Origin of the sequence: Methanococcus voltae (assembly GCF_017875395.1) — an archaeon.
Lineage (GTDB): Archaea > AGJL01 > Methanococci > Methanococcales > Methanococcaceae > Methanococcus > Methanococcus voltae_C.
In genome coordinates this window covers 467,760-480,163 of the sequence record NZ_JAGGMO010000001.1, presented here as the reverse complement: position 1 = coordinate 480,163, position 12,404 = coordinate 467,760, and the positions used below count along the sequence as shown (strand labels likewise).

General features: G+C 29.5%; 11 protein-coding genes. 5 read left to right on the top strand and 6 right to left on the bottom strand.

Annotated elements, in window-relative coordinates:
- Positions 1-79: 79 nt before the first annotated feature.
- The gene (locus tag J2127_RS02255) at positions 80-754 is read right to left on the bottom strand and encodes a metal-dependent hydrolase (RefSeq protein WP_209731795.1); all 675 of its coding nucleotides are present in this window, start codon (positions 752-754) and stop codon (positions 80-82) included.
- Between the two features lie 181 nt (positions 755-935).
- The gene (locus J2127_RS02250; RefSeq protein WP_245326414.1) at positions 936-2,567 is read right to left on the bottom strand and encodes a TraB/GumN family protein; all 1,632 of its coding nucleotides are present in this window, start codon (positions 2,565-2,567) and stop codon (positions 936-938) included.
- A gap of 338 nt (positions 2,568-2,905) precedes the next feature.
- Between J2127_RS02250 and J2127_RS02245 the strand changes: the two genes are divergently transcribed.
- From J2127_RS02245 to J2127_RS02235, 3 genes are all read left to right on the top strand, one after another.
- Positions 2,906-3,367 (top strand): CBS domain-containing protein, encoded by a 462-nt coding sequence (locus J2127_RS02245; RefSeq protein ID WP_209731793.1) that lies wholly within the window; start codon positions 2,906-2,908, stop codon positions 3,365-3,367.
- A gap of 151 nt (positions 3,368-3,518) precedes the next feature.
- Positions 3,519-4,514: a beta-ribofuranosylaminobenzene 5'-phosphate synthase gene (locus J2127_RS02240; protein WP_209731792.1), complete on the top strand. Its 996-nt coding sequence runs from the start codon at positions 3,519-3,521 to the stop codon at positions 4,512-4,514.
- Between the two features lie 168 nt (positions 4,515-4,682).
- Entirely contained in the window at positions 4,683-5,348 is a 666-nt protein-coding gene (locus J2127_RS02235) for a MarC family protein (protein WP_209731791.1), read from the top strand.
- Between the two features lie 59 nt (positions 5,349-5,407).
- On the opposite strand, the gene J2127_RS02230 is transcribed toward J2127_RS02235, so the two are convergent.
- Positions 5,408-5,731, bottom strand: a complete 324-nt coding sequence (locus J2127_RS02230; RefSeq protein WP_348635406.1) for an Sjogren's syndrome/scleroderma autoantigen 1 family protein — start codon at positions 5,729-5,731, stop codon at positions 5,408-5,410.
- A gap of 298 nt (positions 5,732-6,029) precedes the next feature.
- On the opposite strand from J2127_RS02230, the gene guaB reads away from it, so the two are divergent.
- Positions 6,030-7,526 carry an IMP dehydrogenase gene (gene guaB, locus J2127_RS02225; RefSeq protein ID WP_209731789.1) on the top strand — a complete coding sequence of 499 codons (1,497 nt, stop codon included), beginning with the start codon at positions 6,030-6,032 and terminating at the stop codon, positions 7,524-7,526.
- A gap of 224 nt (positions 7,527-7,750) precedes the next feature.
- On the opposite strand, the gene ilvE is transcribed toward guaB, so the two are convergent.
- The 3 genes from ilvE to hypE form a co-directional block, all read right to left on the bottom strand.
- Positions 7,751-8,611: a branched-chain-amino-acid transaminase gene (gene ilvE / locus J2127_RS02220; protein WP_209731788.1), complete on the bottom strand. Its 861-nt coding sequence runs from the start codon at positions 8,609-8,611 to the stop codon at positions 7,751-7,753.
- Positions 8,612-8,778: 167 nt separating this feature from the next.
- Positions 8,779-9,972, bottom strand: a complete 1,194-nt coding sequence (gene mfnA / locus J2127_RS02215; protein WP_209731787.1) for a tyrosine decarboxylase MfnA — start codon at positions 9,970-9,972, stop codon at positions 8,779-8,781.
- Positions 9,973-10,277: 305 nt separating this feature from the next.
- Entirely contained in the window at positions 10,278-11,282 is a 1,005-nt protein-coding gene (gene hypE, locus J2127_RS02210) for a hydrogenase expression/formation protein HypE (protein ID WP_209731786.1), read from the bottom strand.
- Between the two features lie 340 nt (positions 11,283-11,622).
- On the opposite strand from hypE, the gene comA reads away from it, so the two are divergent.
- Complete coding sequence (gene comA / locus J2127_RS02205) at positions 11,623-12,387, top strand: phosphosulfolactate synthase (protein WP_209731785.1); 765 nt, start codon at positions 11,623-11,625, stop codon at positions 12,385-12,387.
- Positions 12,388-12,404: the final 17 nt, after the last annotated feature.

Below are 12,404 nucleotides of genomic sequence, written 5' to 3'. Positions count from 1 at the left end.
ATTATATAATTTCTTCTTAAGAATATTTGTAATTTGTTATTTAATAAAGTACTGATTTGAATTTATAGTCTAATATTCTTTATAAAAATTTATGGACGTATATAACTGCTAAAAGCCAAAACGCACCCATAATTAAGGCTTCAGGTCTCCTTAAAGTACGTTTCAATGGATAAAGTGCTTTACAACCCATGGGCGTTACGCAATCGCCAACGATATGGGACAAATATCCGATAAATATTGGAATAGCAAAATGGGATAGACCTTGTAAATTTAAAGCTGGAGGTATTAAAAAATAAAATACTATCCAGCTTGCAACTGCAATAGATATGGTTTTCGCTAATAGTTTATCGTTTGTTACCATAATTAATGCAATAATACAGGCCATTATCGGAGATAATATCGATAATTTTAGTACGATATATCCTAAGGCTATAGAACCAAGTATCATAGCTATGAAAGTATGTGTTAATCCCCGATGATCTGCATAATATGGTATTGCATATATTAAAGCGGTTAATATGGCCGCTATAAAGTAATCTAGATTAAAAAATGCTGGTTTAAACAAATAGCTTAATATCAACAATGCTAAAAAGCCCCCTGCAATGTATAGCCCCCTATTGACGATTTCTGATTTTACATCATGATCTAAATCTGGGTATAAAGCACCTGCAACAACTAAAAAAATCTGTTCTGGAGATGATATAAATGGTAATCCCATAATAATGCCCAATGTAACATGCCCTTTCCAATTCATAATTAAATTCACCGTTTAAATCTATCAATTATATTTATAATAAGATAAAATGTATTTTAAATATATATAATAATCTTTTGAGTTTCAACAAATAAAAAAATAACTAAAAATAAAAAAATAAAAAAATAAAAGTTAATAATTAAATTAAAAATAAAATAGTAGATAATTTGAGATTTAAGAGTTAAACTCCCAAAAATCTTGCTGAAAAGTACAATGTGCCGATAGTACTTCCCAAATTTGCCAATGCAGCAACCATCAAAATTTTCATAGTATTTATTTCAAGTAATTGACTTATACTATCTACTTTAAATATATTTTGTATATCATTAAGTGATACAGGCCTGTATTTTAATTCCATGGCTCCTGCTACCCATCCAGCCCCTATAAATGGACATAATGAAGTTAATGGGGCTGCTATAAATGCAACAATCGCAGTTAGTGGTTTTCCTCTAGCAATAATTACGCCCAATGAAGACAATATTCCATTAATTAATATCCATTCAATTGTCAATTGTTGTAATAATTCCGGATTTGAGGACGCAATGTAAAATCCGTAGATTATAATTGCCAATATTGCGAAAGGTATCAGTTTTAGTATCCATTTGAATATTTTTTTAATTAAGGAATCTTTTTTTTTAGTATCCATTATTTCTGATAAGTCTATGGTTTTTTTATTTTCCAAATCCCTTAAGTAGTTTGTAATACCTTTTTTATGACCTGCACCAATTATTGCAACTATTTTGTCTCTTCCAAAACTATAGTCGTATAGGTTTTTAGCCATATATTTGTCCCTTTCATCAACCAATACTGTATAGAATGTTGGTGACGCATCCTTCAATATTTCGATTAATTCATCAGCGCTTCCTATCATTTCATCAATGGTTTCCTTGTCAAGTTCTATTTCTTCACTATCTCCACTATACAAATCTGTAAAGAGTTTTATTTTATCTTTTAAACTCATACTGTTTATTAATCTTGATAGTGTAATATCTATGGGTCTATCCATTAACAAAAGCGGTTTTTGACTATCTATACTCAACGATATGGCTTCTTTCATCTCACTACCTGGTTTTATGTTAAATTTTTCACCAATAGTTTTTTGAAAATCTGCTAATACATTATGTAGTAGGTACTGACTCATTTTGTTGTGTTTTATGGCCGTCATCAAGTCCATAGGTTTATCTTCTAAAGGTAACCTTAGTATATGGTAGTTATTCAAATTTACGGGCATTAAATTATATTCAATCCTATTTTCCATTTCTGACTCATTTTCAGTCTGAGTTCCATTATTTTCATCATTTTCTTTATTTTCTACTAGTTCTATTTCGTTTTCCAATTCATTATCTTCCAATTCTTCCTTAATTTTAGGTATTAAGTAGGATAGTGAATTTATTCTTCCCTGACTATCTGCTACAATCATTAATTTTTTCTCTTCGACTGCCAAGTCTTCTGCATTGGACAATTCTAATAGCATAACGTGCTTTTTGCTACTTTCTTTTCTTAATTCTTCTAAATTATCAATATTCTGAGCATCAAGTTCATTAACTGGTTTATTAGCTACGTTTAAAGTTTCTAATTCCTGTACCACATATATTGAGGATATTTTGTTTCCATTTAAATTTTTTGAAAAGATGGTGCCCTTACGTTCTTGAAACATTTTGAAAAATCTATTCTGATCAAGTTCTATGGCAATAATATCGGGATTTATTTCCTTAACGGCTTTTGATACATCTTCTATACTTTTATCTGATACGTGCGCAGTACCTATTAAATGTATTTCACATTCATTCTGTCCGTTATTAATTTTAATCATGGTTATCACGTGTAAATTAATTATTAAATTCATTTTGACAAATTAAATCATATAATTACTTGTAATTTTAATATTCCCATCTTTACTTTTTGGTGGATTAAATATGCACAATATAAATATGGGCTAAGATATATAAAATATGGGTTAAAAAGTATATCATATTATATTATATATCAAAAGTTAATATGTTAAGTATATTATTAAATATATAAATTTATGGATTAACCATATCAAGGAACAATAAAATTTTTAAAATTACATTATTTCTTATTATTAATATTAGTTTTGTAGTATATTATTAAATTTGTATTAAATTATTATATCGGCGGTTGATAGAAATGACTATAAAAGAAATCATGAAGAAACCTATTTCAATTAAACAAGACGATGAGATATATGATTTAATAAAATTATTAAGAACTCATAAAATAAGTGGAGTTCCCGTATTGGATAATGACAATTATTTAGTTGGTATTGTTTCTGAAAGTGATGTTATACGAGCTTTAGTTGTTCAGGATAGTGATATAAACTTGATAGCTCCTTCACCTTTAGATTTGGTCGAATTACCTTTAAAGACAATATTTAAGATGGATGAATACCGAAAAGAAATAAATGAAGCCTTAAAAACCAAAGTTTCAGAGATTATGACTACGGATGTTATTTATATAACCGCGGACTCTTCGGTATCTGATGCAGCAACTTTAATGGCAGATAAAAAAATAAATAGGTTACCTGTTGTAAATAATGGTATTTTGGAAGGTATAATTACAAGAGGCGACTTAATGGAAGAATTAATATAATAAAATAGTATTATTATATCGTAATTTTAATATAGTACAATAATCCAAAATTTTTATAACTTTATAACTTTATAAATTGTATAATTTGACAAAAAAATATCGAATTGCTACATCTACTGTGAATGGTATTTTAATAATGGAGTAGATTATTATGAAAATAATATCCCCTTGTAGGATACATATGGGACTTATAGATATGAATGGTAGTGTTGGACGAATTGACGGTGGTATAGGTGCTACATTAGACCATCCCAATTGTGAAATTTCCGGAAAAGAAAGTAATGAAATAGAAATAGAATTTAGTAACTCTATAATGAATAATACCCCTGAAGAAGATTTAAAATCATTGCATGATAGGATATACAACTCTGCAAAAAATGTATTATCTGAAATAGGTCAGGAAGGAGTTTATTTACAAGTAAACGAAGTAATTCCTGCACATACTGGATTAGGTAGTGGAACGCAGGTTTCGTTATCAACTGGTAAATTAACCTCTTCAATTTATGGGCATGATTTAGATGCGTATTCCATTGCAAAATTAACTGGAAGGGGAGGTACTTCGGGTATCGGAGTTTCTGGATTTGAATTTGGAGGTTTTATAGTAGATGGAGGGCACAGCTTTGGAGAATCTGGTGAAAAAACAGATTATCGACCATCTTCAGCTTCAAAAAACGTTAAGCCAGCTCCTTTGTTATTTAGACATGACTTTAACTGGGAAGTCGTTTTAACTATACCTAAAATTCCGACTGAAGAGCAAGTATCTGATAAAAAGGAAGTAGATATCTTTAAAAAATACTGCCCTGTTCCTGAAGATTATGTAAATAGATTCTGTAGACTCGTACTTATGAAGATGATGCCTGCAGTTATTGAAAATAATATGAAGTCTTTTGGAGAATGTATAAATGAAATACAAGGTTTAGGTTTTAAAGGTGCGGAAGTTCAATTGCAGAACTCTACATTAAAAAATCTACTCAAACACTTACAAAATACTTCATACAGCGGGTTATCAAGTTTTGGACCTACAATATATTCATTAGGGGATAAAAAAGAAATTATGGAACAATCCAATGAATTTTTTGATAAAGAAGGATTGGATGGGGAAATAATTGTTTCAAAAGGTAATAATACAGGTTATAAATTGATTTAATAACTTATATCTTCAATTTAATAATTTAATTATCTTATTTTTATTTTAATTTTATTTTACGCCCTGGATGTATCATTTTTTAATTTTAACAGATATCCCATATATTTAAATATATGATTATCCATAGGTACTAATCTTATAATTCAATAATATTCGTGGTGTGTATTTATGATAATTGATTTTCAGATGGTTTTTATATTATTTTCATCATTATTTGCTATATTGAATCCTTTTGGTGTGATTCCTCCGTTTTTATCCTTAACTAGCGGTTATTCGGAGTCTGAGAAAGTTAAAATAATCCAAAAATCAATGGTTGCAGCATTTTTGATATTGTTAGTATCGGGGTTATTGGGGAAATATATCATTGCATTCTTCGGTGTATCCATACCTGCAATACGTATAACAGGGGGAGTTTTAGTCTTTATTGTAGCTTTGGAGATTATAACCGGTAATTCTACAAAACAGAAGGCATTAAAATCTAATTTGCCCGAACAATGTTATGAAGTGGAAGATATTTCCGTAGTTCCTCTTACCATACCATTATATGCGGGCCCTGGTGCTATAAGTACCATGATAGCACTAACTGCACAATCTAGTAGCTATATACATTTAATGTATTTAACAATGGCTTTAATAATGTGTATCGTAATTTCATATATTATACTTAGGTTTTCAAAAGACTTGGAAAAAAAGCTTGGAAAAGTTGGTTTTAATGTACTTACGAAATTAATGGGTTTAATGCTCATGGCAATAGCAGTACAGATGCTTTTAGATGGTATAGGTGGATTTATAGGGCTGGAAAATTCTGCAAATATTATATTTAATAACACCTAATCTACCAATACATCTTTTAAAATAATTTTTTATGGTTTTTACATTCTACTCTTTAATTTCTACTTTCTACTTTTTTGAAAATCATTCAATTTATTGGAAAGTTCTAATAATTCAGATATTAAATTGCTAATTTTATGAATATTATCTAAATCAGTTTCTTTATTAAGTAAATTACACAAAAAACTTATTTTATCTTCAATTACTTTGTTATAATTTATATTTTTTAAATTTATGGAATTTATTTCGTTTTTATCATCCGTAGGGGGCGTATTACCTTTACAATTTGGACAATACTCTATTCCACTTTTTTCAAATAGGGGGAAATTGCAGGTTTTACAATGTTTTCCTAACATTTTAGCCCCTGATAGTAATTCTTTAGATATTTTTGAAAGTTCCTCATTTTTGATAATATCATCTCATTAATAATTTTTTACCTAATTTATCTAATTTATCTAATTTTTATATTATATTTTTCTCTAGTTTTATTATTAAGTTAGTATTTTAATTTATATATTTTTAAAATCATAAATCATATTAACATATAATTTACTAAAATCAAATAATGGTTTCAAATGATCTGCTAAAAAAACTTGTAATCAAATTTTGGTAAAGATATTATGTTATCCAAAGTATTTATATACTAATTCATTCAATATATGAAAAAGGATACATGGTGATAATTTGTTTTCAGATAAAATAAACAATGCTACAAAAGCATATACATTTGATGATGTTTTATTAATACCTAATAAATCATACGTGGAGCCAAAAAGTACTAGTTTAAGCACCAATTTATCAGGGGTTAACTTAAACGTACCTGTAATTTCTGCAGCTATGGATACGGTTTCAGAAAAAGAAATGGCTATTGCTTTAGCTAGAAGAGGGGGAATGGCAGTAATTCACAGAAATATGACCATTGAAGAACAAGTAAAACAAGTAAGCGCAGTTAAAAGGGCTGAAAATTTAGTGGTTAGAGAAGTAGTTACGGTATCACCAGAATTAACTGTTTCAGACGCTGAAATGATAATGTACGAAAATGAAATCAGCGGACTTCCAGTAGTGGACGATAATAAGACTCTTTTGGGCATCATTACAACAAGAGATTTAAAATTCATACCAGATATGAATTTAAAAGTAAAAGATGTCATGACTAAGGATGTATTACATGCGCACGAAGATACGCCTTACGAAGAAATATTAAACCGATTATATGAGAATAAAATCGAAAGAATGCCTATTTTGGAGAAAGAAACCAATGTTTTAATTGGAATGGTTACATTAAGAGACATATTAAAGAGAAGAAAATATCCTGAAGCAGTTAGGGACGAAGAAGGAAATTTATTAGTTGCTGCAGCTTGCGGTCCAAATGATTTTGAAAGAGCAAAAGCATTAATTGAAGCGAAAGTTGACGTTATTGCAATTGATTGCGCACACGCTCACAATATGGCTGTAGTTGAGAACGTTAAGAAATTTAAAGAATTATTAAATGGAACAAAGGTTAAATTATTCGTTGGTAACATTGCTACCCCAGAAGCAGCAGAAGATTTAATTAAAGCCGGTGCAGATGCTATTAAAGTAGGTATTGGACCAGGTTCAATCTGTACAACAAGAGTTGTTGCAGGAGTTGGGGTACCACAATTAACAGCAATAGCTGAAATTGCAGACGTTGCAAAAAAATACGGGGTACCTGTAATAGCTGATGGTGGTATTAAATACAGTGGAGACGTTGCAAAAGCAATAGCTGCAGGAGCTTCCGCAGTTATGTTGGGAAGTCTTTTAGCAGGTACTGATGAAGCACCAGGGCAGTTAATAACAATTAATGGTAGAAAATACAAACAATATAGGGGAATGGGTTCATTAGGTGCAATGTGCGGTAGTTCTGGAAACGTTGCAGACAGATACTTCCAAAAAAGTGACGGAGCACACATGAAACACACTAAGTTAGTTCCAGAAGGAATTGAAGGTGCAGTACCTTACAAAGGTTCAGTTAGCGATATATTATTCCAAATTGCAGGTGGCTTAAGATCATCAATGGGGTACTGTGGTTCTGAAAACATTGGAGAAATGCACGAAAAAGCTAGATTTGTGATAATAACACAAAGTGGGCAAAAAGAAAGTCACCCGCATGATGTTTTAATTACAAATGAAGCACCAAACTACCCTTTAAACTCCAAATAATTTAGAATAATTCTTTTAACTTTTTTTAAATCTATTTAATTTTTAAATATACAAAAGAGCTAATTTTTTTAATTTGATTCACGATTATTAGTTTAAAGTATGATATGCTACATAAAATACAATATATTACACTATAACATCCTATAATATAATAAAAAAATAGTAAAGATAGTTTATTTTAATATAATTTATTGAGAATTTATTCTATTCTAGTTTATTCTAGTTTATTCTATTTTATCGCCAATTTTTCCTCTGATTTCGATAAATCTGCTTAGTAAATCTTTTGTAATTTCTCCAGCTTCACCATTGTTGATGATTCTACCGTCAATTTCTACAACATGAATTAATTCAGCAGCAGTACCTGTAATAAATAATTCGTCCGCAGTGTACAAATCGTGAATTGTTAAATTTTCCTCTAAAATTGTATATCCTGCTTCTTTTGCCAATTCTATTGCAGTATCTCTTGTAATACCTCTTAATACGCTTGTTGATACAGGCGGTGTTCTTATAACTCCCTTTTTAACTACAAATACGTTGTCTCCAGTTCCTTCTGCAACATATCCATTTTTATCTAATAAGAAAGCTTCGTGAACGCCTGCAGCGTTAGCTTGTATTTTTGCAAGAATACTGTTTAAGTAGTTTAATGATTTAACAGCAGGGTTTAAAACATCCACTGGTAATCTTCTAATTCCTGAAACAATAGTTTTTATACCCTGGTCACCTAATAAAGGATTCATAGGTTCTGCAATACAGAATATAGTAGGTTTTGAACATTTTCTTGGATCTAAACCTAAGTCCCCTACTCCTCTTGTAACTACGAGCCTTATGTATGCATCATTTAATTCATTTACTTTTAATGTTTCTATTACTACTTTAGACATTTCTTCTCTGCTTATATCAATTTTAATATCTAAAGACGCAGCTGATTCATACAATCTATCAACGTGTTCTTTTAATTTAAATACAACACCTTCGTAAGCTCTTATACCTTCGAATACCCCATCTCCATATAATAAACCATGGTCATATACTGAAACTTTGGCATCTTCTTTATTTACGAATTTTCCATCCATGTAAATTTTCATAAATTCACCAACATTGATATATTTTTATTTTAAGGCTATTTTAATATTTTTATTTATATTAGTTATTAATGTATATTAAATTATTTTATTATTATATAGTATCCTATTTATATATTTATTTGCATATATCGATAAATAGTAATTTTTTAGTACTTTTTAACTTAATTCTATTTTTTATTTACATCACAAAGATTAGTTATTAAATTATCAAGATGTTCAAATTCTAAATGGGGCATAATTACGATTCTAAGGGCATTAGTACACCTACAGACTGAAACATAAATTCCTTTTTCCTTTAATTTTTTGCAGGTTTCTTTTGCATTTTCATCTTTAATTGCTACAATATTTAAGACAGGTTCAATGACTGTTTCAAAACCATTTTCCTTTAATTTTCTAGTTAGATAAGCAGTTTTTTCCATACACTCATTTGTTATTTTAGCGTATCCTTCCTTGCCTAATAATTTTAGTAATCCCCATGTAGTGGCAGCCCCTACGCCAGTACGTGTACCTAATATCGTGGCTTGTAACGTTTCTGTTAAGTAAGGAGCTTCAATATCTAAATAAGTCTTGTAGCTTTTATTTCTGAATATTATTCCTCCTGCAGATATTGGGGACAATCCCATTTTATGAGGATCGATTGTAATGGTGGTTACACCTTCAAGATTAAAGTCGAAATTATAATTATAATTTTTGAGTTTATACTTGTCCTCTAAGAATGGTATCACAAAGCCACCAAATGCGGCATCCACATGTAATGGTATGTCATTTTCGTACGCTATTTTAGATAATTCTTTTATATTATCTATAGTTCCTAATTCTGTACACCCTGCAATACCTACAAGTCCTGAAACATGATTTTCTTCATTTTTGGGTATTGTATCTTCAACATAGTCTTTAATCCATTTTACATCAGATGTGTAATATTCTGTTAAAGGAGGTCTTATTAAGTTCAAATTCATCATATCTTTTGATTTATCAAATGAAAAGTGAGCTGTTTCCGGTATTATTATATTTGAAGGTGTTATTGTACTATTGGCACTATTTAAGTTAGATTTAGCTATATTATTAAACAAACGCATGGCTGTTATATTAGCTTCAGTACCTCCCGAAATAATGTATCCAAAAGCTTCGGGATTGTTTAGTAATTTACCAATCCTGGATACAGATTCTTCTTCTAATTTTTTGGTTCCTTTAAATAAACCTGGGTCCCCTAAGTTAGTTTCATAAAACATTTTTATGATTTCCAAGGTCATTGGGTGAGGTTTTGTACACATGGACCCAAATATGTTTCCTTTTTCATATTTTAAGTCTAAATCTCTATATCTTTGTAATTGTTCCAATATTTCGTTGTTATTTACCATTATGACACCAATTAATATATAATTTATAAATAATTTGCATTTTATACTTATTTAATTGAATTTTTAGCATTCAATCTTCAATAATCAATAAACTATACTATTATATATAAAATTATTCAGATCGTTTTAGGAATTAATAATCTAATTAAATATTCTTAAAATAATAGAATTATCAAATAAGATAAATAAAAACTGAAAATGAATTATAATAAAAATATAAAAAATATAAAAAAATGAGGTATAAAATATATTAAAAATAAGATTATATAAAGATTATTAAAGTTAATACTCATTGTATAGTTATTTTAACAAACTCTAGGAATTGGGTCTCCAATTGGGGTATCGACAACTCTTTTACCTACTAAAGTTTCCATAATTACGCCTTTGTGCTCGGAAGTTACTTCTCCAACTATTTGCGCATTTTTACCTAGGGGATGTTCTTTAATAATTTCAAGTGCTCTTTCAGCATCTTTTTTTGGTATTGCCATGACGACTTTTCCTTCATTTGCAACAGTTAATGGGTCAATACCTAGAGCTTCAGATATAAATTTTACTTCATCGCTTAATGGTATCTTGTCTTCTTGTAAAGTAACCCCTAAACCACTTTTTTCAGCCATTTCATTCAAAGAATCTGCAAGTCCTCCTCTCGTAGGGTCTTTCATCGCATTAATTATTATTCCCTCTGATAATACGGACTGAATTAAACCGTTAACAGGTGCAACATCTGATTTTAGGTTTGATTCTAAATCAAAGCCTTCTCTACTTAATAGAATTGTTAGCCCATGTTCTGCAAGATTTCCCGTTACAATTATGGAATCTCCTTCTTTCATCCCCTTATCCCTAACTGCTTTTCCTTTTTCAACAATACCTATCCCTGCAGATGAAATAATAATATCGGAAACATTTGAAACTTTTGTGTCACCTGTAATTACTGCTACACCAGCTTCTTCGCAAGCAAGGTTTATTGAAGCCATAATTTCTTTTAACTGCGCTATATCAAAACCTTCGGGTAAAACAAAAGACATAGAAAGAGCTAAAGGTTTTGCACCCATAACAGAAAGGTCATTGACAGTACCGCACACTGAAATTCTACCAATATCTCCGCCTTTAAAAAATATCGGATCTACTGTATGGCCATCAACTGTAAAAACTATTTCATTATCTCCAATAGGTATTGTAGAACCATCGTCTAAGTCTTGAAGTCCAATACCACCATTAACCTGAGTAGTTGATAAACTACCTAATATTACATCCCCTATTAAATTTTGCATTACTTTACCGCCAGCGCCGTGCATTCTCGTAATTTTCACAAAACCAACTCCTTTTTAATTCAATATAAATTACCTATTCACGATAAATTTTCATAATATTGTTTTTTTAATTTATGTATTACTACTATAATATTGTTATTATTTTAATTTTTAATAGTAAACTATTTATTTGATGATATCCGAGTTATCCATATTAGAAAATAATATAGTATCTTAAGATATATATGTAAAAATATTTTTCTTATAAGGATATTATATATTAATATAGAATTCTTTACATATTCTCTTACATAATATTTTATTATAACACAATTAATTTTTAAATATTAAAAAATTTAAATATACTATATATTGAAAATATTTATTTGGGTGGTAGTCTATGCAATCTTTTTCATTTTTAAAAATACCGGTACATAATGGATTAACGATGATAATAGACAAAGGTCAAAGTCCTGAATACGTGGAACATAGCATGAAAGTTTTTGGAAGCTATATAACATGTGCTAAATTCGGTTGGGGGACTTCTGCAGTTCAATCTGAGGAAATTTTGAAGGAAAAAATAGAAATATACAAAAAATATGGTGTAAAACCCTATCCTGGGGGCACATTATTTGAATATGCCCTTAAAGATGGTAAATTTTTAGAATTTTTAGATTATTGTAAGAATTTAGGTTTTGAATGTATTGAAATTTCAGACGGTTCAATGGAGATCGATTTTGATTTAAAGTGCGAATGTATTAAAAAAGCAAAAGAATATGGATTTACAGTTTTATCTGAAATCGGTAAAAAAAGCATCGAAGAAGACGCAAAAATCCCAATTTCTAAAAAGATAGCAGATTTAAAACTTGAAATTGAAGCAGGTTCTGATTTTGTGATTTTAGAGGGTCGTGAAGGTGGTAAATCAATTGGACTTTACGACGAAAAGGGCAATTTAAAACAAGATGACCTTGAACAAATCGTAAATTCAGACATTGACTTTAAAAAGTTGATTTTCGAAGCCCCTCTTAAAAATCAACAGGTTGAATTTATAGAAAGATTTGGAAATAGCGTAAATTTGGGAAATATAGCTTTTGATGAAGTAATTTCCTTAGAAACACTTAGAACCGGACTTAGGGGCGATACTTTCGGTAAAATACTTAAATAATATTACTAAATTTGAAT